Annotated in this window: 20 protein-coding genes; 8 read left to right on the top strand and 12 right to left on the bottom strand. The window is 67.6% G+C overall.

The annotated features are described in order from the left end of the window. The first annotated feature begins 71 nt into the window (after window positions 1-71). Window positions 72-1,076: a hypothetical protein gene (locus tag AC4GYU_RS04470; protein ID WP_491085696.1), complete on the top strand. Its 1,005-nt coding sequence runs from the start codon at window positions 72-74 to the stop codon at window positions 1,074-1,076. 106 nt (window positions 1,077-1,182) lie between these two features. Here the strand turns inward: AC4GYU_RS04470 and AC4GYU_RS04465 are convergent, their stop codons facing one another. The 5 genes from AC4GYU_RS04465 to xseA form a co-directional block, all read right to left on the bottom strand. Further along, window positions 1,183-4,224, bottom strand: coding sequence for a TonB-dependent receptor domain-containing protein (locus AC4GYU_RS04465; protein ID WP_491085695.1), 3,042 nt, complete (start codon window positions 4,222-4,224; stop codon window positions 1,183-1,185). A 234-nt stretch (window positions 4,225-4,458) separates the two neighbouring features. Continuing rightward, window positions 4,459-4,719 carry a hypothetical protein gene (locus tag AC4GYU_RS04460; protein WP_491085694.1) on the bottom strand — a complete coding sequence of 87 codons (261 nt, stop codon included), beginning with the start codon at window positions 4,717-4,719 and terminating at the stop codon, window positions 4,459-4,461. Window positions 4,720-4,800: 81 nt separating this feature from the next. After that, a complete protein-coding gene (locus AC4GYU_RS04455; RefSeq protein ID WP_491085693.1) occupies window positions 4,801-7,917 on the bottom strand; it encodes a TonB-dependent receptor domain-containing protein in 3,117 nt (1,038 codons plus the stop codon). 279 nt (window positions 7,918-8,196) lie between these two features. Next, on the bottom strand, window positions 8,197-8,406 hold the full coding sequence (locus tag AC4GYU_RS04450) for a DUF2093 domain-containing protein (RefSeq protein ID WP_491085692.1): 210 nt from the start codon (window positions 8,404-8,406) through the stop codon (window positions 8,197-8,199). Between the two features lie 27 nt (window positions 8,407-8,433). Continuing rightward, window positions 8,434-9,822, bottom strand: a complete 1,389-nt coding sequence (gene xseA, locus AC4GYU_RS04445) for an exodeoxyribonuclease VII large subunit (RefSeq protein ID WP_491085691.1) — start codon at window positions 9,820-9,822, stop codon at window positions 8,434-8,436. Here xseA and purD point away from each other — a divergent pair. The 5 genes from purD to AC4GYU_RS04420 all read left to right on the top strand — a co-directional run bounded on the left by purD (window position 9,821) and on the right by AC4GYU_RS04420 (window position 13,026). Then, window positions 9,821-11,077 (top strand): phosphoribosylamine--glycine ligase, encoded by a 1,257-nt coding sequence (gene purD / locus AC4GYU_RS04440; protein WP_491086876.1) that lies wholly within the window; start codon window positions 9,821-9,823, stop codon window positions 11,075-11,077. The two genes, xseA and purD, sit on opposite strands and share 2 nt — an antisense overlap. After that, window positions 11,074-11,469 (top strand): hypothetical protein, encoded by a 396-nt coding sequence (locus AC4GYU_RS04435; RefSeq protein WP_491085690.1) that lies wholly within the window; start codon window positions 11,074-11,076, stop codon window positions 11,467-11,469. The genes purD and AC4GYU_RS04435 overlap by 4 nt, the downstream gene beginning before the upstream one ends. Next, a complete protein-coding gene (locus AC4GYU_RS04430) occupies window positions 11,469-11,600 on the top strand; it encodes a hypothetical protein (RefSeq protein WP_491085689.1) in 132 nt (43 codons plus the stop codon). Before AC4GYU_RS04435 ends, AC4GYU_RS04430 begins: the two co-directional genes overlap by 1 nt. Continuing rightward, window positions 11,597-12,139: a helix-hairpin-helix domain-containing protein gene (locus AC4GYU_RS04425; RefSeq protein ID WP_491085688.1), complete on the top strand. Its 543-nt coding sequence runs from the start codon at window positions 11,597-11,599 to the stop codon at window positions 12,137-12,139. Before AC4GYU_RS04430 ends, AC4GYU_RS04425 begins: the two co-directional genes overlap by 4 nt. Window positions 12,140-12,273: 134 nt before the next feature. After that, window positions 12,274-13,026 carry an ATP-grasp fold amidoligase family protein gene (locus AC4GYU_RS04420; RefSeq protein ID WP_491085687.1) on the top strand — a complete coding sequence of 251 codons (753 nt, stop codon included), beginning with the start codon at window positions 12,274-12,276 and terminating at the stop codon, window positions 13,024-13,026. Window positions 13,027-13,029: 3 nt separating this feature from the next. On the opposite strand, the gene AC4GYU_RS04415 is transcribed toward AC4GYU_RS04420, so the two are convergent. The 5 genes from AC4GYU_RS04415 to AC4GYU_RS04395 all read right to left on the bottom strand — a co-directional run bounded on the left by AC4GYU_RS04415 (window position 13,030) and on the right by AC4GYU_RS04395 (window position 19,626). Further along, a complete protein-coding gene (locus AC4GYU_RS04415; protein ID WP_491085686.1) occupies window positions 13,030-14,931 on the bottom strand; it encodes an alpha/beta hydrolase family protein in 1,902 nt (633 codons plus the stop codon). 104 nt (window positions 14,932-15,035) lie between these two features. Continuing rightward, entirely contained in the window at window positions 15,036-17,195 is a 2,160-nt protein-coding gene (locus tag AC4GYU_RS04410) for a sodium-translocating pyrophosphatase (protein ID WP_491085685.1), read from the bottom strand. A 129-nt stretch (window positions 17,196-17,324) separates the two neighbouring features. Further along, window positions 17,325-18,260, bottom strand: a complete 936-nt coding sequence (gene thiL, locus AC4GYU_RS04405) for a thiamine-phosphate kinase (RefSeq protein ID WP_491086875.1) — start codon at window positions 18,258-18,260, stop codon at window positions 17,325-17,327. Beyond that, complete coding sequence (nusB, locus tag AC4GYU_RS04400) at window positions 18,257-18,709, bottom strand: transcription antitermination factor NusB (RefSeq protein ID WP_491085684.1); 453 nt, start codon at window positions 18,707-18,709, stop codon at window positions 18,257-18,259. The genes thiL and nusB overlap by 4 nt, the downstream gene beginning before the upstream one ends. Window positions 18,710-18,720: 11 nt before the next feature. Continuing rightward, window positions 18,721-19,626 carry an alpha/beta fold hydrolase gene (locus tag AC4GYU_RS04395; protein ID WP_491085683.1) on the bottom strand — a complete coding sequence of 302 codons (906 nt, stop codon included), beginning with the start codon at window positions 19,624-19,626 and terminating at the stop codon, window positions 18,721-18,723. Between the two features lie 158 nt (window positions 19,627-19,784). On the opposite strand from AC4GYU_RS04395, the gene ppk2 reads away from it, so the two are divergent. Together ppk2 and AC4GYU_RS04385 are read left to right on the top strand one after the other, a co-directional pair. Continuing rightward, the gene (ppk2, locus tag AC4GYU_RS04390; protein ID WP_491085682.1) at window positions 19,785-20,570 is read left to right on the top strand and encodes a polyphosphate kinase 2; all 786 of its coding nucleotides are present in this window, start codon (window positions 19,785-19,787) and stop codon (window positions 20,568-20,570) included. Between the two features lie 100 nt (window positions 20,571-20,670). Continuing rightward, window positions 20,671-21,321, top strand: a complete 651-nt coding sequence (locus AC4GYU_RS04385) for an imm11 family protein (RefSeq protein ID WP_491085681.1) — start codon at window positions 20,671-20,673, stop codon at window positions 21,319-21,321. A 190-nt stretch (window positions 21,322-21,511) separates the two neighbouring features. Here the strand turns inward: AC4GYU_RS04385 and AC4GYU_RS04380 are convergent, their stop codons facing one another. Beyond that, window positions 21,512-22,414 (bottom strand): pirin family protein, encoded by a 903-nt coding sequence (locus tag AC4GYU_RS04380; protein ID WP_491085680.1) that lies wholly within the window; start codon window positions 22,412-22,414, stop codon window positions 21,512-21,514. After that, window positions 22,411-22,698: a BolA family protein gene (locus tag AC4GYU_RS04375; protein ID WP_491085679.1), complete on the bottom strand. Its 288-nt coding sequence runs from the start codon at window positions 22,696-22,698 to the stop codon at window positions 22,411-22,413. Before AC4GYU_RS04375 ends, AC4GYU_RS04380 begins: the two co-directional genes overlap by 4 nt. Window positions 22,699-22,717 lie beyond the last annotated feature (19 nt).

Here is a 22,717-nt window from a genome sequence, read left to right as displayed (position 1 = left end):
ATAAGTCGCGGCTTCGCGGAGGCAAGCGGGGCTGCTTGCCCTCGGCGGTCGGCTCGCCCATGACGGCGGACATGAGCAAGCTCGGACCCGAATGGCTGGCCCATCGCTATGATCCGACGCACGACGCCGTGCACCTGCGCGCTGTCGACCGGGCAACGCGGGCGCGGGTCCCCTTCCTGACCGACGAGGAGCTTGGCGGACCGGGCGCGCCGCAGATCGTGCGGCGGCAGAACCTCGCCGCTCTCCGGGCCGAACCGGCGCCCGTGCACTTCATCTTCCACTCGGCCTATTGCTGCTCGACGCTCCTCACCAATGCCTATGACCGGCCGGGCAGCGCCTTCAGCCTCAAGGAGCCGGTGATCCTCAACGATCTGGTCGGCTGGCGCCATCGCGGCGCGCCGCCGGAGAAACTGGGGCCGATCCTGCACGAGGCGGTGGCGCTGCTCGCGCGGCCATTCGCCGGCGGCGAGGTGGCGGTGATCAAGCCCTCCAATGTCGTGAACGGGCTCGCGCCCGCGCTGCTGGCGGGCGAGGCAGACGCCAGGGCGCTGCTACTCTACGCGCCGCTTCGGCAATATCTGGGGTCGATCGCCAAGAAGGGGCTGTGGGGGCGGCGCTGGGTCCGCGACCTGCTGCACAAGCAGCTGAAGGAACAACTGGTCCTGCCGGGTTTCACCGCCGAGGATTATTTCCTCCAGACCGATCTCCAGGTCGCCGCGACGGGATGGCTGGCGCAGCATGCGCTCTATCACCGGCTGGCGGAGCGCTTTCCCGACCGGGTGCGGACGCTCGACAGCGAGGTGCTGCTGGCACGGCCGACCGAATGCCTCGCGGCGCTCGATCGCTTGTTCGGAATAGCCGACGATGCGGCGCGGCGGGAACGGATCGTCGCCGACGTCTTCAGCCGCAACGCCAAGCAGACCGGTGAGCGCTTCACCGCCGCCGATCGCCAGGCCAACCAGCGCTCGGCCGAGAGCGCCTACCAAGACGAGATCGACAAGGTGCACGGCTGGGCGCTGGCGGTGGCGGAAAGCGCCGGCGTGCCGCTGAGCGCGCCCCTCCCCCTCCTCGGCTGATCCGCGCCCGAGCCGCGGCCGGTCCCGACCTCCCTCACGAACGGCACAAAGAGAAAGGGGGCGGCCTCGCGGCCACCCCCTCGCTCATTTCGCCTGGCGGTGAAGCTTAGAACTTCACGCGCACCGCCGCGGAGTACGACCGGCCGAGCGGATCGTAGGTCGACGGGAAGGTGTTGCCGCTGTTGGCGGTGGTGGTGCCCGCAGCAGTGCCGACGACCGGCGGCTTCTTGTCGAACAGGTTGGTCACGCCCAGCGTCAGCAGGAAGCGACGGTCGATGTCGAACTGAGCATTCAGGTCGAAATAGTCGAACGCCGGGATCTTGTTGAAGTTGAAGCTTTGGCCAACCAGCGGACCGGCACCGGTGACCGTTCCGTTGAACAGGTAGCGGCTGCAGGTCGCCCCCGGGTTGCCGGTCGCGGCGCAGGCCGTGCCGGTGAAGCCACGGGCGGCGAAGTCGTCTGCCGTACCTTCGTACGCGACCTTGCCGATGTGGCGCCACAGGAGTGACAGCGTCGCCGCACCGAAGCCCAGGCTGGTCCGCTGGGTCCAGCTGTACTTCGGCTGGATCTGGCCGAGGCTCGGGCCGCAGTTGGCGCTGAAGTAACCGACGCAGTCACGGTCGTAGGACGACGGCGAGGCGCGGAAGCTCAGGCTCTTGGTGTAGTTGCCGGCGAAGTTCAGGCCGAGGCGGACCGGACCGAGGTCGCGGTCGTAGTTGGCCGTGAGGTCGAAGCCGTCGGTCTTGAGGCGGCCGAGGTTGGTTTCCTCGAGACGCAGGCCGAAGGTGGTCGAGCTCGGGCCGCTGAGACGGCCATTCGCCGGGTTACGACGGATCGAGGTGCAGGCCGCGCTGGTCGCCGACGAGGCCGTGATGCTGTTGAAGCAGGCCGCGATGGCGTCACCCGGCGTCGCGAAGGTGATCGCGTCGTTGATGACGATGTTGTAGTAATCCAGCGACAGGCTGAAGCCCGGCAGCCACTGCTTCGGCGTAGCGACGAAGCCGAGGGTGTAGGTGTCGGCCTTCTCCGGCTTCAGCGCAGTGCTGTAGACGAAGGTGCCGTTGGCCTGGCCGGCCGACGGGTTCTGGATGCTGCCGATCGACGCCGCCGGGGCACCCTGCGCGAGGCAGACCGCGGCCAGGTTGGCGTTGGTGGTCGGAGCGGCGCCCGCGCACGGATCCACCGCGAGGTTCGTCAGGCCGACGACGGTCGGCGAGAAGAGCTCGGCGATGTTCGGGGCACGAACGGCGCGCTGGTAGTTGCCACGGAAGCGGAGGCCGTCGACCGGCTCCCAGGTCCCGCCCACCTTGTAGGTGGTGGCGTCGAACTTCGGCTTGCCCGGCGCGTCGATCGAGTAGTCCGAGTAACGGATACCCGCCTCGACGGTCAGCTCGTTGAAGAAGGGCCGGTCCGCGGCGATCGGGGCGATCAGCTCGGCATAGCCTTCCTTGACGCTGAAGCCGCCCGAGAAGGGCAGCACCGCGCCGCCGGCGCCGCCGAGTTCCGACGGATCCTGGGCACGCGCGTCGGGGACGCGGTCGTAGGTGTACTTGCGCCATTCGCCACCGAGGGCGAAGCTGACCGGAGCCGAGGCCCACGGCGCCGAGAAGCCGAAGTCACCCGAGTAGAGCGCACGCGCCTGGGTCAGCTCTGTGTCGATCGCAACGTTGCTCGACCCCTGGAGGAAGTTCGCCTGGGCCGAGGTGATGCTGCCGGCCGGGCCGAACAGGTTGAGCGGGACGCAGCCGCCGGTGGTCACGGTGCAGGCCGTGGTGCTGGTAGCGTTGAGCGCCTGCTGCACGCGGCTGTTGAGCACGTAACCCGAGTTCTCGAGGCGCTGCTCCGACTTGCCGTAGCTGAGCGACAGGTCGAGGTTGCTGTTCGAGGTGACGTCGAAGCGGACGCCGGTGCGCGCATCGTAGAGATTGTTGCGATAGTTGCCGATGCGCGGCCCGAGCTCGACGAGACGGCGGTAGACACCGCCCAGCGAAAGCGCCGGGTTGTTGGTGCAGGCCGCGGTGGTCGGATCGATTCCCTGCGCCTGGCAGAGCTGGGTCCGGATCGCCGGGGTCAGGTACGGGTTCTGCGAGTTGATCGTCAGCGGAGCGCCGAAGATACCCGACGGAGCGATGATCGAGCTGATCTCGTTCGACGAGAACAGGCCGCGGGCATAGACTTCGATGCCGTCGGCGATCTCGTAGTTGGCCGAACCGTAGGCGCTCTTCCGCTCCAGCGGGGTCTGGAAGATGTTGTACGGGTTGAAGTTGAAGCCCTGATACTGCGGCACGAGCGCAGTCGCAGCCGGGTTCAGCTGAAGGTCGCCGGTCGGATAGGAGAAGGTCGACGGGACCGAGGTGAAGGACGAGCCCGAAGCGGCACCCGAACGGCTGTTCACGCCGAAGATCGAGAAGGGCCGGGTCTGATAGACCGGGTTGACCTTGGTGTAGCCCATGCTGAGCACGGCGTTGCCGCGGTTGTCCGCGAAGTTGCCGCCGACGGTGAGGTCGATGCGATAGGCCTGGCCGTCGCCTTCCTCGGTCAGCTTGTACGACGCCCGGGCATCGACGCCCGAGAAGTCGCGGCGGGTGATGAAGTTGACGACACCCGAGACGGCGTCGGCGCCGTAGGTGGTCGACGCACCGCCGGTCAGCACGTCGACGCGGCTGACGAGGGCGAGCGGGATGACGTTGAGGTCGACCGCGCCGTTGGCGAGGGTCGGAACGACGCGGTTGCCGTCGAGCAGCACCAGGTTGCGCTGCGTGCCGAGGCCGCGAAGGTCGACCTGGTTGGTGCCGTTCGAGCCGTTGTTGACCTGGCTGCCGATGCCGGGGCTGACGCCCGGGATGCGACGGATCAGTTCTTCGGCGTTGTTCGGCGCGCGAAGGGCGATTTCGTTCTCGTTGACGACGTTGACCGGCGACGAGGCGACGAGGTTCGGGTTGCGGATCAGGGTGCCGGTGATGACGACTTCATTCTCGGTCGTCGGCTCGGCCTGGGCCTGCTGAACCTGCTCATCGGCCTGCGTGGTAATGGCTGGCGAGGGGGCGTTTTCGCCCGCGCTCGGCTGCGACTGGGCGAACGCCGGAGTCGCGAGCATGCTGGTGCCGACGAGCAGGCTCGTGGTCAGCAGCTTGTTTTTAAACCGCATTTTGGTCTCCCCTTAGCTCATTTCAGGGCGCTTCACGCGGTTCCTGAAACCTCAAGTGGGGCCGACCTAACGTTCAGCGGGCAGGCGTCGCAATCCGTCCGGCCTGTGCGCTGCTGTTTCGTTACGGGCCTGTTGCAGGCACAATACAACGCAGATTAAGTAACCAGATTGGCTATCCCGGCGCCGACCGGAAAATCCGCCATTCGGCGGGATCCGGCGGCGAGGGATTAGGGGTCAGTTGGCGGGAGCGCCCATAGTCGCTTGGCTGGCGTCCTTGACCTGGCGGAGCGTGTCGCCGCCCGATCCGGTGATCTTGTCCCACTGCTGCTGCGTGCGGCAGCTCTTCACCGGCAGGATCGAACCGGTCGGGACCAGCTTTTTGCAGATCTTCTTGGGCTCGGTCGTGGCCACCTCGGCAGGGGCCGGCATCGGCGCCGGGACGGCGGCAATGGCGGGAGCCGGGGTCAGGGCCGCGGCAAGCAGAAGGATCATCATTACGCATACTCCCCAAAAGTGATGAGGGCGGTGCCTTTCGACACCGCCCTCACCGTTTCACTTACGCTGTCGTCGTCAACCTTAGAGGGTGACGCGGACGCCGGCGCGGAACTGGCGACCGAGGACGCCCTGACCACCCTGAACCGGGTTGTACAGGTGCGCACCGTAGGTGGCCGGATCGATCGGCGGCAGCTTGTCGAGCGCGTTGAGCACGTTCACGTAGAAGGTGAACTGGTCATTCACGCGGAACTGGGTGTTCATGTCCAGCGTGATGTAGCGCTTCACGTCGCACGGCAGGTAGTCGACGCCGAGGCTGCAGTCGCCACGGGTGCCGCCCTGATCTTCCGCCGACAGGTTGTAGCCGCCGAAGTAGTTCAGGGTGCCGGTCACCGCGATGGTGCCGAAGTCAAGGGTGTTCTGCCAGCTACCATGCCACTTCGGCGTGCCCGACCCGGCGGTCAGGTTGTAGTTGCCGAGGGTGCCTTCGTAGCGCTCCTTGGTGCCGTCCGGGAAGGTCGTGCTGAGCTCCAGGATGCGGCTCGCCTCAAGCGACGAGGTCCACTTCACGTTGCCGAACTCGAAGCGAGCCAGGGCAGCGAAGTCGAGACCGCGCGACTTGATGGTGTTGGCGTTGACGAGCTGGGCCTCGATGAAACCGATCACCGGGAGGGCGTTCGGGTTGTTCGGGTCCGGCGCACCGGCGATGACGTTGTAGCCAGCCGGGATCGGGCAGGTGCCGCCGTTGAACTGGGCCGCGGTGCAGGCATAGTAAGCAGCCAGCGCCGGAGCGTTCGACGGCGAGGTGATCGCACCCGTCTTCTTGATGTTGAAGTAGTCGACCGTGAAGGTCAGCTGACGGATCGGGTTGAGGATCGCACCGAGCGTGATGCTGCGCGACTTCTCCGGATCCAGGTTCGGCGAGGCCAGAGTGGTCAGGCCGTAGCTGTTGTTCCGGATGTAGATCGGGCAGCTGCTGTAGGTCGCGACCGAGCAGCCGTACTGCGCCAGGAACGAGTCGGTGAAGTTACCGGCGTTGGTGTTCACGAAGCCGGTCGTCGGAAGCGCGTTGGCCTCACCGAACGACGGGATACGGAAGCCCTTCGACCAGGTGGCACGCAGCGCCAGCATGTCGAACGGCTCGAACTTCGCGCCGACCTTCGGCGAGAAGTTGCTCTGACCCGACGAATAATGGTCGTAACGGCCCGAAGCGTTGATCTCGAGCATGTCGAGGACCGGGGCGTTGACCTCGGCGAACACCGACTTGACCGTGCGGTTACCCTTGGTGCCGAAGGCGTTCAGGGTGAAGTAGCGCTGGGTCGGGCCGTTGTAGTCCGGGTTGGCCGAGGGGGCGTCGACCGCCTCGTAACGGATCTGACCACCGAAGCCGAGCTGCAGGGCACCGCCCGGCAGGTCGAACAGCGAGCGGCCGAACGACACCTGCGCCGCGAACAGGTCCGAGGTCGCGTTGGTGATGTTGTCCGGACGGACGTAGTCGAGGACCTGCTGGCTGTTGAGCGTCGGGTTGACCAGGTTCAGCGACCCGTTGGCGATCGCCGTCAGGAAGTTGTTGATGTACACATAGCCGTTCTGCGTGCGGCGCAGATCGTTGTGCATCGCGGTCAGGTCGGCGCGAACGTCGAAGCCGGCGAGGCTGGTGGTGACACCGGCGGCGGCGCGATAGACGCGGCTGCGGGTGGCGTTGAAGGTCGGATCCGTGAACGGACGACCGACGTAGCGAGCAACCTGGCCCTGCGCCGCGAACGGGTTGTTCGGGTTGAGGGTGGCGCCCGGGGTGGTCGCGGTGCAGCCCGTGTTGAGGCCGCTCGGATCCGGCAGGCCGTTCGGGCAGACGTAGACCGGGAGGGTCAGCACGAACGAACCCGGTGCCAGGTTGGCGGCCGGACCGGTCGAGGTCGAGAACGGACGGAACAGGATGCCGGCATTGGCGGTGCCGCGGACGGTCGGCGGGAAGCCGTCGTACGAGACGTCGCTCTGCTGGAAGTTCACCATGACATACCCTTCGGTATTGTCATCGATGCGGGCGGTGACGCGGCCCGAGGCGCCGAAGCGCTGGATGTCCGGGGTCACGGTGCCGAAGCGGTTGGTGACGCTGACGGTGCAGACCGTGGTCGGCAGGGCGGCCACGGCGGCGCGCTCGGCGGCAGTCGTGTTGATGCCGTCGCCGTAGAGGCAGCCCGCATTCGGGTTCAGCAGCTGGTAGGCACCGGCGGCCGTGGTGTTGGTCGCGTTGTACGGACGGACATACGAATCGTAGCCGATCGGGAACGACGTGTAGCCGCCGGCCGGACGCGAACCGATGATGTTGTTCGGACCGCAGACATCGTCGGTGCAGATGCCCGTCAGATTGTCGCTGTTGAACGGATAGGGCAGGTCGCGGTTCATGACCTTGCCCTGCTTGAAGTAGAAGCCGCTGATGTAGGCGTTGATGCCCTTGGTCGCGAGATCACCGGTGCCGAGGGTCAGCGAGGCGCGATAGTTCGGCGCGTTGCCGTCCTGGCTGATGCCGCCTTCCAGACGACCCGAGAGGCCGGTGAACTGGCGCTTGGTGATGATGTTGACCACGCCCGCGATCGCGTCGGCGCCGTAGGTCGACGATGCACCGTCACGGAGCACCTCGACGCGGTCGACGATGTCGTCCGGGATGGTGTTGAGGTCGACGAAGTTACGCGAACCGTCGTCGGCGAGCGGGTAGTAAGCCGCGCGCTGGCCGTCGAACAGGACGAGCGTCGAGTTGGTCGACAGGCCGCGCAGCGACACGGCCGAGGCGCCGGCCGCGAACGCGCCGTTCGCCGAGAAGCTGTTGGTCAGCGCCGGACCGTTGTTCGAGGCGAGCGACTGGATCGCGTCCTGAACGGTGTTCTGGCCGCGCTTGTCGATCGAGTCGGCGGTCACGACGGTGATCGGCGAGACGGTCTTCGACGTGGTGCCACGGAAGATCGAGCCGGTGACGACGACTTCCTGGCCGCCGGCATCGTCGGTGTTGGTGTTGGGAACCGGAGCGTCCGACTGCGCCTCATCCTCAGCCTGCGGCTGGGGAGTCGACGACTGGGCGCCGGGGGTGTTGGTCGCGTCCTGCGCGAAGGCCGGGGTCGCGGCGAGGGAGAGGCCGAGCAGGGCGATGGCCTGCAGGGCAGTGCTGCTGCGCAGCGCTCCGAAGTTCTTGCGATCAAAATTCACTGACTAACCTTTCGTCTGCCGACTGGCGCCCGACTGCACGCAGAATCCGGACGCGGCGAACCGGCCTAAGCGGTTCGGTGGCAGTTGTTAGCCACGCTTGAGGAAACCGCGCCAGTGTTCGAGGTTAAAGCAGTTTAGAAAACGGATTTGTGTTACCGGTTTGCAACATTGTTATCATATAACATGTTGCGGGATTGTCTCGGCCCCTGATGGCGCGATTGCAACAGGTCCGACGATGGCGGAAATCCCCGAATATCGGCTTGCCCGTAGGCCTTGCGGTCAGGCCGGGTGGCCGCGTTCCTCGGCGGCAACACTGGTCGCCGCATCGATGTACGGCTCCTGCCGGGCGACGCTCCAGTAGCGGAGCTGGTCGAGCGGGATGCGGGTACCGGTCACCGCGCAGCGGACGTGATCGCCGTCGCTGAGCAGGCGGAAGGTGCCGGCCATATAGTGGATTCGCGCCTCGCGGCCGCTGCCCTGCATCAACATCGAAGCCTCTCTCCGCTCCTTCGACCCCTAGTCGAAGAGGTTCGGATGGGGTGCGACATAGGGTCGGGCGCGGCTGCGCTCAACCTTTGCCGGTGCGGGCGCCGGGGCCGGTGGCCCCTCCCCGGTGGTCGCCGCCACCTCGCCGTCACCGAAGCGGAGCCGGAGATCGCGCGCCGCGAGCGCGTCGGCGGCCCTGGTCAGGGTCCGGCCGTCAGCGGTGGTGACCCGGACGAAGCCGCGCTGCAGCGGCCGGTCGGGATGGACGATGGGCAGCATCCGAGCGGCCGAATCGAGCTTGTCGCCGAGCCGTGCCAGCTTCTGCCGGAGAAGATCGGGGCGAAGCCGCGCCGCCGTCAGGTTCATGGTCGCCTCGGCCTTGTGGGCACGGGCGGCAAGGCCGCGCGGCAGGCGATCGCCGATCTCGTCGAGGCGCTGGCGCTTAGGTCCCAACAGGGCGTCGACCGCAGGCCAGCGGCAGGCGGTGAGCGCGAGCCGTTCATGCGCGTCACTTGCCCGCTTGGTCAGGCAGCGACGGCTGCGGGCCGACAGTTCGTCGAGAAAGCCAAGGAGTTCCGCCCGGACCGGGACCGCCATTTCGGCCGCCGCCGTGGGGGTCGGAGCGCGCAGATCCGCGGCATGGTCGATGAGCGTGGTGTCGGTTTCATGCCCGACGGCGCTGATGAGGGGGATCGGGCTCTCGGCGGCGGCGCGAACCACTTCCTCCTCGTTGAAGGCCCACAAATCCTCGATCGAGCCGCCGCCCCGGGCGACGATCAGCAGGTCGGGCACTTCCGGGAGCGTCGCCATGGCGCGGATCGCCGCGGCGACCTTGGCGGCGGCGCCATCGCCCTGGACCGGCACGGGGAAGAGGATGACCCGGGTCGGGCAGCGGTCCTCGAGCCGGTGGAGGATGTCGCGGATGACCGCGCCGGTCGGAGAGGTGATGACCCCGATCAGCCGGGGGAGGAACGGCAGCGGCCGCTTGCGCGCGGCGTCGAACAGCCCTTCGGCGGCGAGCGCCTTCCGGCGGCGTTCGAGCAACGCCATCAGCGCGCCCTCGCCCGCCAGCTCCATCCGCTCGACGACGACCTGATATTTGGAGCGACCGGGATAGGTGGTCATCTTCCCGGTCGCGATGACCTCGGCTCCGTCCTCGGGGCGAAAGGCAAGATTGCCTGCGCTGCCCCGCCACATGACGGCGTCGATGCAGGCGCTGTCGTCCTTGAGGGTGAAATAGCAATGGCCCGAGCTGTGGCGCTTCCAGCCCGAGATTTCGCCGCGCACGCGGACCCGGCCGAACCGGTCCTCGACCGTTCGCTTGACCGCACTGGCCAGCTCGCCAACGCTCATCGCCGGCGAATTGTCGCCTTGCCTTCCCTCCGCTAGGAGACCGGCGGGCATGTCAAACTCTTCCATCAATATCCTGTTGCTGGGCTCGGGCGGACGCGAGGATGCGCTGGCCTGGGGACTGAGGCAATCGCCGAGCTGCGGCAAGCTTTTCGCCGCGCCGGGCAATCCGGGCATCGCCCGCTGGGCCGAGTGCGTCGCGCTCGATCCCGCCGATCCCGACAAGGTGGTGGCGCTGGCCGCCGCGCACAATGTCGGACTGGTGGTGGTCGGACCCGAAGCGCCGCTGGTCGCCGGGGTGGCGGATGCCTGCCGCGCCGCGGGGATCCCGGTGTTCGGCCCCTCGGCCGCCGCGGCGATGCTGGAGGGGTCGAAGGGTTTCACCAAGGACCTCTGCTTCGCCGAGGGGATCCCGACCGCACGCTTCGTGCGGATCGCGGACACCGAAGCGGCGCTGGCCTCGCTCGACGATTTCGGACTGCCCGTCGTGATCAAGGCCGACGGCCTTGCCGCGGGCAAGGGCGTGGCGGTCGCCATGACCCGCGCCGAGGCCGAGGAGGCCGTCCGTGCCGCGGGCGGCGCGCCGCTGGTGATCGAGGAGTTCCTCGAGGGCGAGGAAGCCAGCTTGTTCGCGCTGGTCGACGGCGAGGAAGCGCTCGCACTCGCCTCGGCACAGGACCACAAACGGGTGGGCGAAGGCGACACCGGACCGAACACGGGCGGAATGGGCGCCTATTCGCCGGCCCCGGTGCTGACGGCCGAGCTCGCGGCGCGGGCGATGGATGAGATCGTGCTTCCGACCGCCCGGGCGATGGTCCGCGCGGGAACGCCCTTCAGCGGCGTGCTTTATGCCGGTCTCATGCTGACCGCCGAGGGACCCAAGCTGATCGAATATAACGTCCGCTTCGGCGATCCCGAATGCGAGGCCATCATCCCCCGACTGAAGGGCGATCTCGCGGCCTTGCTGCTGAGCGTCGCGGAAGGCCGACTGGGCACGGTCGCGCCCGAACTCTCGGACGCGCACAGCATGACCGTGATCCTCGCCGCCGAGGGTTATCCGGGAACGCCGCGCAAGGGCGGGACGATCGACGGGATCGAAGCGGCCGAGCGCGTGCCCGGAGTGAGCGTTTTCCATGCCGGCACCGCGCGGCACGGCTCGGGCGCCCTCCTGTCGGCCGGCGGGCGGGTGCTCGCGGTCACGGCGCTCGGCGATACGCTCGCCGAAGCACGCGCCCGCGCCTACCAGGCGGTCGACGCGATCGACTTCGCCGACGGCTTCCACCGCCGCGACATCGGCTGGCGCGAACTGGAGCGGCAGTCGTGAACCGCCGGCTCGGGATCGCGCTCGGGGCGCTGGCGACGGTCGGGCTGGCCGAGCTCTATCATGGCCCGTGGGGCGCATCGGACGAGTTTCGCGCGTCGGTCGAGCGGCGGGCCCGCAACCTCCTCGACTATTACGAGCTTCCGAACGTCACGGCGCGGCTCGATGACGGCCCGCTCGAACGGCGGGTCATCCTCGACGGGCCGGCCGACGACTTCCAGCGCCGCGCGCTGGTCGAAAAGGTCGGCGAGCTTCCGGGAGTGAATGAAGTGCAGTGGAAGCCCGGGAGCCCGGTGGTCGACTATTGGGCCGATATCCGGCGGCGCCGGGCCGCGCAGCAGCAAGAGCAGCCGGTCGCCGAAGCGGCTCGTCCAGCGACCGGGGAGGCGCGCTGATGCCGACGATCCCGTTGTTCGTGGAAGCGGCGGTGCTGGGCCTCCTCGGCTACGGCCTCGGCCTCGTGCTCGCCTATCTCGCCGAGCTTCACCGCCGGCGCCAATCCAGGGGATGGAATGAGTGGGAATGACTGAACTTCTGAACACCTATTGGCCGATGATCCTGATCGCGGTCGCCATCGGCCTGATCACGGGCCTGATCGTCTTCCGCAAGCCCAAGCAGCGGGTCACGCTGAGCAAGACCGAGACCCCGGTCCGTCCGCACATGGCGGTGACCGAGGAGCGGGCCGTCCCGACCCCGTCGCGCTTCGACAGCGATGGCGGCGGCGAGGGCGAAGGGGTCGGCGACGGCATGGCCGCGGCGGCGAGCGACGTGGTCGGCCAGGTGATCGACGCCGAGGTCCACTCCAACCTTCCCGGCAGCCGCGGCGTGCCCGACAATCTCCAGCGGATGAAGGGCGTCGGCCCCAAGCTCGCCGGGATCCTGCAGGAGCGCGGCCTGTCGCGCTACGAGCAGATCGCGGCGCTGACCCCGCCGGAAGTGACCGCGCTCGACGTCCATCTCGGGGCGTTCAAGGGCCGGCTTACCCGGGACCGGGTCATCGAGCAGGCGGCCTATCTCGCCCGCGGCGATGAGGCTGGCTACGAACGCGAATTCGGCAAGCTCTGACGCTCGCTCGAAGACTGATCCGGGCGGCGCTGCGTCCCCTCCTCCACCCGCCGACGGCGGCGGGGAGCAGCCCGTTCCGGATCCAGCTGACCTATGCCTGGCGGCATCGGCGACGGGCTCGGCTCGACCAGCCGATGCTGTTCACCGAGTGGGTTCAGCTCCGCAAGCTGCGGGATCGCGATCCGCAGCTGCCAAGGCTCGCCGACAAGATATTGGTGAAGGCCTTCGTCGCCGAGCGGCTGGGAATGGCTGCGGTGACCCCGACCGCGTGGGAGGGTCGGTCGCTCCCCGCGATGCCGGCCTGGCCTTTCCCTTACGTCGTCAAGTCGCGCCACGGCTGCGGACATACGGCCGTGGTCCGCGACGCGGCCGGGCATCGTGCCGCAGTCGCCGCATCGCGCGGGTGGATGGCCCGGCCCTATGGGGCTTGGCTCGACGAATGGCTCTATGGCGAGATCGAGCGCGGTCTTCTGGTCGAGCCGTTCATCGGCGACGGCGACGCGCTTCCGGTCGACTTCAAGGTGTTCGTCTTCGGCGGCAAGGCGCGGTTCGTCCAGGTCCACCTCGAGCGCGCCCGGCGGCATCGCTGGATCGTGTTCGACACCGACTGGCGGCGCGTGTCGGAAGCGACTGACGACCCCGACCCGTCCCCGCCCGCGTCGCTGGCGGCGATGCTGCGCTCGGCCGAACAGCTGGCCGAGGGCTTCTGCTTCGTCCGCGCCGATTTCTACGAGGTCGACGGCGCGCCGCGCTTCGGCGAGCTGACATTCTATCCGGGAAGCGGGCTCGAGAAGGTCGAACCCCCGCGGCTCGACCTCCTGATGGGACTGATGTGGATGGCCGCTCAGCCTGGCTGGACCGACGCGGCCATGCACCTTGCGGGCTGAGCCCTAGCTCGCCGGATTATTCTTCCGAAGGAAGGCTTCGAGCCGGCCGAGATAATCGGCGAGATCGCCTTCCCCTTCGAGATTATGCCCGGACTTGGGGTAGAAGACGGCCGTCACGTCGGCCTTGTTCTTCTGGAGGGTGTCGACGAGCAGCCGCCCTTGCTTGACCGGCACCACCTCGTCCTTGTCGCCGTGCCCGATCAGCACCGGCACCCTGAGGCGGCCGGCCTGCTGGAGCGGCGAGACGGTGGCGAGGTCGACCTTCTGCTCGCCGGCGACCTTGCTCCGCCATTCGCGGAAGTAGCGCGTCGCGGTGAAGGACCTGCGATTGGCCTTGAGCTGCGCCTCGAGGTCGGTGACCCCGGCGAGGCTGGCCGCGCAGCGGTAGCGGTCAGGGTTGCGGATCGCGCCCCACAGGGCGGCGTAACCGCCATAGGAGGCGCCGACGAGGCAGACCCTCTTCGGGTCGACGGTCCCGGCCTTCACCAGATGGTCGAGCCCATCGTCGAGATCGTCCTGCATCGCCCGGCCCCACTGACCATAGCCCTTTTCGACAAAGGCTTTCCCGTACCCCGTCGAGCCCCGGAACTGCGGCTGGAAGACGGCATAGCCGCGGCTGGCCAGGAACTGAACGAAGGTGTCGAATTCCCAGCTGTCGCGAAGGAACGGCCCGCCGTGGGGAATGACGATAAGGGGAAGCGCCTTGCCCGTGCTGTTCTTGGGCAGGGTAAGGTAGGCAGGCACCTTGAGGCCGTCGCGCGCGGTGTAGCTGAAACTGGTGGTCGGGGCCATGTCGTCGGGCTCGATCCGGGCCATGGGCGCGTAGACCGCGTTCATCCGCATCGTCTTCTGGTCGAGCAGATAGTAGAGGCCGGGATCGGACGCGCTGCTCGAGAAGACGAGCATCCTGCTCTTGTCGTGCGAGCGCGAGACGATCTCGTTGACCTTGCCGGGAAGCGCGCGGTCGATCTTTTCCTGCGCTTTCTTCATGTCGGGATCGAGCCAGAAGAAGCGCTTGCGGTCGCTTTCATATTCGACGCCCGAGACGTCGCCCGACCAGCGGTCGCCCCACACGCCGGTGACATCGACTTCGGCATGCTCGAACACGGGCTCGCCGATGCTCGCGGTCTTGAAGTCGTATCGATAGACCCCGAAGCGTCCGGTCTTCTCGTTGGTGATGATCGTGCCGGTACCGCCCTGCCCGAAGGTGAAGCGCTCGACGCTGCTGTCGCCATCCTTGGCGAACTTGCCCTTGATCACGCGCAGCGGTTCGCCGGCAGTGTCGCGGTAATAGAGCCGCCACGAGCGCTCGTCGTAGGCGAGGCCCGCGCGGACCACACCGTCGCTGTCGGCATACCAGTCCCACACGTCGGGACGCGGCTTCTCGACGATCACGGCCTTGCCGGTGGCGAGGTCGACCTGCTTGACCGCAGGGGTCTGGTCGATGTGATCCTGGCTCGCGACGAGGGCAGTGCGCCCGGCTGGGTCGGTGTAGAGGACGTCGCCGCCGAGCAGGCCGCGGTTGGCGGGATCGGCGACGCGGCTCGCCCCGGTGTCGACGTCGACCACCACGAGCCGGGTCATCGGATACATGGAGCCGTAGATTTCCTCGTAGCGGCGGACCCGGAGCAGCAGGCGATTGCCGCCTGCCCAGCTGATCGAAGTGATGTCGGCCTTGCCGAGCGGAAGCGCGCGGGGCGGCTTCTCGGGCTGGGCGGCGTCGAAGATGAGGAGGCTGCTGTCCTCGCCCTTCCAGGCACGCGCGGCGAGCAGCTTGCCGTCGGCCGAGAGGAGCGCCCCGACCGCGGTGGGTGGCTCGGCGAAATCGGCGATGGTCGGTGGCGCGGCCCCGGCCGCATTTGTCACGAACAGGCCGACGACCAGCGCCGGCAGCAAGCTACGCATCCATTTTCCCCTGTTGACCGGAGGAAAGTTGACGCATCGGGCGGACAAAGAAAAGCCCCGCCGGATTTCGCCGGCGGGGCAAGTCTAAAGGTCGATGGTTAAGATCAGCCGGCGTGGCCCGCCAGTGCCGCAAGCAGGAGCAGCGCGACAATGTTGGTGATCTTGATCATCGGATTGACGGCCGGACCTGCGGTATCCTTGTAGGGATCGCCGACCGTGTCACCGGTCACTGCGGCCTTGTGGGCTTCCGACCCCTTGCCGCCGTAATTGCCGTCTTCGATATACTTCTTGGCATTGTCCCAGGCGCCGCCGCCCGAGGTCATCGAGATGGCGACGAACAGGCCCGAGACGATCACGCCGAGGAGCAGGGCGCCGAGGGCCGCGAAGCCCTGTTCCTTGCCCGCCACCCAGGCGATCAGGAAGTAGACCACGATCGGGGTCAGGACCGGCAGCAGCGAGGGGATGATCATCTCGCGGATGGCGGCCTTGGTGACGAGGTCGACCGTGCGGGCGTAATTGGGGCGGCTGCTGCCGTCCATGATGCCCGGGTTGTTGCGGAACTGGTCGCGCACGTCGAGCACGACATTGCCCGCAGCCCGGCCGACGGCGGTCATGCCCATCGCCCCGAAGAGATAGGGCAGGAGCGCGCCGAGTAGGAGGCCAACGACCACGTAGGGGTTGGAGAGACTGAAATCGACGGCGCTGCCGCCGATGCCCAGATCCGCCGAAAACTCCTTGAGGTCGGTGGTATAAGCCCCGAACAGCACCAGCGCGGCCAGCGCGGCCGAGCCGATGGCATAACCCTTGGTGACGGCCTTGGTGGTGTTGCCGACCGCATCGAGGGCGTCGGTCCGGGTGCGGACCTCGTCCTCCATGCCGCTCATCTCGGCAATGCCGCCAGCATTGTCGGTGACCGGGCCGTAGGCGTCGAGCGCGACGACCATGCCGGCGAGCGCCAGCATCGCGGTGGCCGCGAAGGCGATACCGATGAGGCCGGCGAGCAGATAGGACGCGATGATCGCGACGCAGATGACGACCGTCGGCATGGCGGTCGATTCAAGGCTGATCGCGAGGCCCTGGATGACGTTGGTGCCGTGGCCGGTCTCCGAGGCCTTGGCGATCGACTTGACCGGGCGATAGTTGGTGCCGGTGTAATATTCGGTGATCCAGACCAGGAGGCCGGTCACGCCGAGGCCGATCATCATGCACCAGAAGAGGTCCATGCCGGTGAAGCCACCGGTCTGCTCGGCGACGGCGCCGGTGACGTCGAGGCCGGCGGCTTCCTGCCCGCCGATGACGGCGTTGAGGTCGCCCAGCGCATAGGCGCTGGCGAAGTAGAGCGCCGGGATCGACAGGATCGCGGTGGTCCAGAAGCCCTTGTAGAGCGCGCCCATGATCGACTGGCCGGATCCCAGACGGACCATGTAGGTGCCGATGATCGAGGTGATGATGCAGACGCCGCCGACCAGCAGCGGCAGGCTCATCAGCGCGGTCAGTTGCTCGGTGCCGGCATTCACCAGCAGCGCGGTCAGCACCATGGTGGCGCCGACGGTGACGACATAGGTTTCGAACAGGTCGGCAGCCATGCCGGCGCAGTCGCCGACATTGTCACCGACATTGTCGGCGATCACCGCCGGGTTGCGGGGATCGTCCTCAGGAATGCCGGCCTCGACCTTGCCGACGAGGTCGGCGCCGACGTCGGCGGCCTTGGTGAAGATGCCGCCGCCGAGACGGGCGAAGATCGAGATGAGCGAGGCGCCGAAGGCGAGAGCGACGAGCGCGTCGACCACGGTGCGGTCGTCGGGCGCTCGGCCCTGTATGCCCACGAGCACGTAGAAGAAGGCGGCGATGGCGAGCAGCGCCAGCCCCGCGACGAGCATGCCGGTGATGGCGCCCGAGCGGAAGGCGGTGGTGAGGCCGCCCTGGAGCGAGACGCGGGCTGCTTCGGCGGTGCGGACGTTGGCCCGGACCGAGATGTTCATCCCGATATAGCCGGCAACGCCTGACAGGAGGGCGCCGACCACGAAGCCGACCGCAGCGATCGGCCCGAGGAAGACGTAGACGAGCACCGCGACGACTACGCCGACGATCCCGATGGTCGTGTATTGCCGTCCGAGATAGGCCTGCGCGCCTTCCTGGATGGCGGCGGCGATGTCCTGCATTTTCTGGTTGCCGGCGGGTGCCCGAAGCACCTGGCCGCTAGTGACGATGCCGTAGACTACAGCGAGCAGCCCACAGCCGATCGCAATCAACACGAGTGTCATGGGTAAGCGTTCCCCCGTCCTGTTGTTGACGGAGGTTGTAAGGCAGCTTTCGGGTCTGTCTAGGCCAGCAGGAAGGCGGTCAGTCCGCCCGAGATCAAACCCACCAGGGCGATGCCGAAGCGTCGCAGGTCAGGATGGATGATGCTCATAGCCGAGGCGTCCTGGAAGCGGCACGGGGCCGAGGTCGTCGACGAGTGCGAAGGCCCCGTCCCTCGTCAACTCGCCGACCCTCGCGACACTGACATTTGTTTCTTTCAAAAGCGTTAAGGCATCGCTTGCCGGGGGAAGCGCGGCGAGGAGGGCATAGTCATCCCCGCACGTCGCCGCGAACAGGCGGGCCGCGCGATCGCCGCCCCGCGCGGCGCGAAAGGCCGCGGAAAGAGGAAGGGCGGCGAGGTCGATGCGCAGCCCGCAGCCGCTCGCCTCGGCGAGGCGACGGGCGTCGATGAGGAGCCCGTCGGACACGTCCATCATGGCCGTGGCATGAGGGGCGAGCGCGGCGCCCTCGACGAGCAGCGGCGTCGGGCGGCGATAGGCCTCGACCAACGGGCCGGCCGCCGCGCCATCGGCCTGGAGCAGTGCCAGCCCGGCTGCCGCGTCACCGACATGGCCGACCAGCCACAGGATGTCGCCGGCCTGCGCGCCGCCCCGAGATGGGATTGATTTCCCGGCCCGACCGATGGCGGTCAGCCCGAGCACGCGCGGCGCGCCTTGCGGAAGCGCGACTGTATCGCCGCCGAGCAGGGAAAGGCCGTACCGCGCGCACGCCTCGGCGAGGCCGGACAGGAAATGCTCTTCCCAACCGCTGTCGCTCTTCAGCGCCAGCGACAGCAGCGCGCCGGCCGGCGCCGCGCCCTTGGCGGCGAGGTCGGAGAGGTTCACCGCGGCGAGCTTCCAGCCAACGCTCTCGGGCGGATCGTCGGGGAGATAATGAACGCCCTCGACGATCGTGTCGTGGGTAAGGACGAAGTCCCCGAACAGAGCGACATCGTCGCGCAGGCCGCGCGCGGCGGGATCGGTCGCGATGGCCCGGAGCCGCGCGAGGATCGCGCCCTCGCTGGTCAGCGGCGGACGTCCTTGGCGACCTTGTCGAGCAGGCCGTTCACGAACTTCACTTCCTTCTCGTCGAAGAAGGCGTGAGCGACGTCGAGATATTCGTCGATCACCGTACCCACCGCCACGTCGGGGCGGGCCATCAGCTCGTAGGTGCCGGCACGGAGGATGGCGCGCATCGAGCGGTCGAGCCGGTCGAGCTTCCAGCCCTCGGCGAGGCGATCGGTGACGGTGGCGTCGATCTCGTCCTTGCGGGCGGTGACGCCGCGGACGATGTCGTCGAAGAAATCCATCTCGGCATCGACCAGGGTCGATTCGTCGATCGTCGCGCCGAACCGGTGCTGGTGGAATTCGTGCAGCAGGATCGGGGTCGGCGTGCCTTCCATCTCCTGCTGATAGAGCGCCTGAACGGCGTTGAGGCGGGCGGCCGATCGCGCGCGGGATTTCTTGGGAGCTGCCATGATGGAGGCGCCTATGCCTCCAGACGGCGGTCGAGGAAAGTGCGCAGGGGCGCGGCGACCGCCTCGGGCTTCTCCCAGGGGAGGAAGTGACCGGCATCCTCGACCCGGACGACCGTGACGTCGTCGATCAGCGCATCGAGCCCGTCGAGCTGGAGCGGAAGGAGCGCCTTGTCGCGCATTCCCCAGACGATCAGGGTCGGAATCTTCACCGAGGGGAAGGCGCGCAGCAGGAAGTCGGGCAGCGGCACGGTCACGCCGGGCGGCGGGACCATGATCGCCGCGCCGCGATACCAGTTGAGCATCGCGTTGAAGACACCCGGCTGCGACCATTCGGCGAGATATTGGGCTTTCTCTTCGGCCGGAATGGCGGCGAGGTCGACATGGCCCTGGAAGCTTTTAACGAAGAAGGCGTCCCAGCCGATCGTCTCGGGGAAATGCTCGAAGCCGGGCGCGCGGAAGGCGGTGATATACTGGCTTGCCGCGCGCTGGTCGGAATCCTCGATCAGGCTCTTCTGGAAGATGACCGGGTGGGGCGCGTTGATGATGACGAGCCGCTTCAGCCGCGGATCGCCCCGCAATGCCGCGGCCCAGCTCACCGCCCCGCCCCAGTCGTGGCCGACGAGGGTGAAGTCGTCGAGGCCGAGCCGGTCGACCAGCGCGAAGAGGTCGGCGACGATCTTGTCGGTGGCGTAGTCGGCCTTGTCCTGCGGCGCGTCCGAACCCGCGAACCCGCGCTGGTCGGGCATGATCAGGCGATATTGGTCGGCGAGCAGCGGCATTAGCCCGCGCCATGTGCGGTGCGATTCGGGAAAGCCGTGGAGGAAGACGAGTGCGGGACCATCCTCGGGACCGGCGGTAGCCACGTTCAAGGTGACGCCGGTGGACAGCGGATGCTTGGTGAAGGTGACGTCGGTCATGCGCGGCCCTTTGCACTGGCGCCCTTCGACGGCGCGCGTGCCGCGCTGCGCCCAGGACGAACGCTCCCTTATACGCTCGTTTGTCCTGAGCGAAGACGAAGGACGCCCGATTGCGTCGCCCTGCTCTTCCCGCAATGTTGGTCGCCGGAGGTCGGCTCATGGATCGTCTAAAGCGCAAGGAATATGAGGCTCTCGCCGAGCCGCTGCAGGTCGAGCTGGTGGCGATGGCGCGCTGGGCGGCGGCGACGGGGCAGCGCATCCTCGTCATTTTCGAGGGCCGCGACACCGCCGGAAAGGGCGGGGCGATCAAGGCGGTCGCGGAGAACCTCAATCCCCGTCAGTGCAAGATCGTCGCGCTCGCGAAGCCGACCGAGCAGGAAGCCGGGCAATGGTATTTCCAGCGCTATGTCGCCCACCTGCCGGGCAAGGGCGAGATCGCGCTGTTCGACCGCAGCTGGTACAACCGGGCGGGCGTCGAGAAGGTGATGGGCTTCGCGACCGAGGCGCAGGTCGATGCCTTCCTCGAGGCCGTGCCGAAGTTCGAGAAGATGCTGGCGCAAGACGGCATCCTCCTCTTCAAATATTGGCTGACCTGCGACCAGGCCGAGCAGGAGGAGCGCTTCGCCGAGCGCCAGACCGATCCCTTGAAGCAATGGAAATTGTCCCCGATCGACGCGGCCGCGAGGGAGAAATATGCGGATTACACGGCGGCGCGCGAGGCGATGCTGAAGGCCTCGCATACCAAGGCGGCGCCGTGGACACTGGTCGACTTCAACGACCAGCGGCGCGGCCGGCTGACGCTGATCCGCGACCTGCTCGACCGGCTGCCGGACACGAGGATGGACGAGAAGCCGGCGGCGATGGCCCCGCTCGGGCATGCGCCGCTCGAGGAAGAGTTCGGGAAATTGAAACCGATCAAGGGATACAAGGGCGGCCGGGACTGATGCTCACTTGCGTTCGGCCCGTTGCGGACGGTGGGCCTGCCGAGTTTCGCGGTCACGACGGGACGGCCTCACCGGCGGGTCGCAAATCGGGGGAATCGCGATGCCATATGCTTTGAACGTGGTGCCGGCGCATGGCTATTACGTCGAGGTCGAAGCGCTCGACGGGGCGATCGATCAGGTGAAGCTGGACGACGAAACGCCGGATGGCGGCTATCCCGCGCGAGGGTTGCCGCTGATGGCGGGCCGACCGGTGCGGACCGAGCATCTTCCGACCCGGATGCGCTGGAAGGATCGGCAAGGTCATGCAGTCCCGGACTTCGACAACGGGCTGATCCGGAATGTCTCGTCCCGCGCGAAGGAAGTGATCGAAGCGCTCGAGCCCGGCGTGCACCAGTTCGTCCCCGTCGCTTACGAGAACAGCGCCGGTCAGGCGCTCGAGACGCGCTACTTCCTTTTCGTCGGTCAGCGCATCGATTCGATGCATCCCGACAATCCGACCATGGCGCTCAATCGCGGCATCTACTGGGTGCCGCTGGGTGACCTGCTTCGACGCGGACAGGAGCTTCCGGCCGGCAAGGACCCAGGGCTTCCGCCCAAACTTGTTCTCAGCCGGGACAGGATCGGCACGGCCCACCTGTGGGTCGACAGTCGATCCGCAAGCGGCGCGACGTTCATCTCCGACCCGCTGGCAGAAGAGTTGCGCGACAAGGGCCTTACCGGGATCAGGCCTACCCCCGTCGAAACCTGGTGAGCCGATAGCCGCATTCGATGTCGTGCGGGGGTCCGGAACCAGCGAGCCAGGCGCTGCCCGACCGCGCCGCGCGACGTCCTTCGACACCTTGCTCCCGCGAATCATCGACGGCGGTGAGTGCGCGCACCTCTTCGAAGCTTGGTGGGGGGGGGCTGCGAAGTCCGATCGTTCGCGCGAGGTGGCGGGACGATCAGGGATAGCTGACGGTGAGCGGAACCTCGGGGAGCGGGATCCACTCGTGGTCGTCTTGCGGCGGCAGCGCGAATTCGCCGGCTTTCCAGGCGCGCTTGGCTTCCTGGATGCGGTCGCGGCGGCTGGAGACGAAGTTCCACCAGACGTGGCGTTCCCCGTCCATCGGCGCGCCGCCGGCGAGCATCAGGCGGGCGCCGCGCTCCGAGCGGAGGACGGGCTTCGTGCCGGGGCGCAGGAGGACGAGGTGCATCTGCTCGAGGGCGAAGCCGTCGACGCCCGCATCGCCCTCGAGGAGATAGAGCGCGCGCTCATCGGCCTCGCGGTCGAGCTCGAGCGCCGCGCCGGGGGCGAGGTGGATGGCGGCGTAGATAGTCGGGTGGTGCTGGGTGACGGGCGAGACCGCGCCGAACGCCTCGCCCATGATGAGGTTGACCCTCGCGCCGTCGCCCTCGATCCACGGCATGGCGCTGGCGGGGGTGTGCTCGAAGCCGGGGTCGAGTTCTTCCTTGGATTGCGGGAGCGCGAGCCAGGTCTGGATGCCGTCAAGCCTGGGGCCGGCCGCGCGCTCGTCGGCAGGCGAGCGCTCCGAATGGCTGATGCCCTTGCCCGCGGTCATGAGATTGACCGCGCCCGGCTCGATGCGCTGGATCGAGCCGACGCTGTCGCGGTGGTCGATCGCGCCCTCGAACAGATAGGTGACGGTGGCGAGGTTGATGTGCGGGTGCGGGCGGACGTCGAGGCCTTCGTCGACGCCGAGGCGCGCGGGGCCCATCTGGTCGAAGAAGATGAAGGGGCCGACCATCGTCCGCTGCTTGTGCGGCAAGGTGCGATGGACCTTGAAGCCGCCAAGGTCGTGGGTGACGGGGGCGAGGCTCAGGAGGCGGGGATCGTCGTTGGTCATTCGCCGGGTGCCTTCGTTTCCATTGCCAGGGCGTGCACCTGCTGGTGCATGAGATCGCCGAGCGCCTTGTAGACCAGCCGCTGGCGCTGGACCCGGTTGAGGCCGGCAAAGGCCGGGCTTTCGACGCGCAGGGTGAAATGGCTCTCCCCACCCTCACCGCGATAGCCGCCGTGGCCGCGATGGGCCTCGCTGTCGTCGACCAGCTCGATCGCCGTGGGCGCGAGCGCGGATTCAAGGCGGGTCAGCATTTCGGTGGCGACCGGCCCCTTCGAAGGAGCGTTCATCGCTCCTATATAGTCAGGC

The sequence above is a fragment of the Sphingomonas sp. SP2 genome, assembly GCF_058313385.1.
Note: the sequence above shows the minus strand (reverse complement) of the source record. Positions and strands in the feature narration are given on the sequence as shown.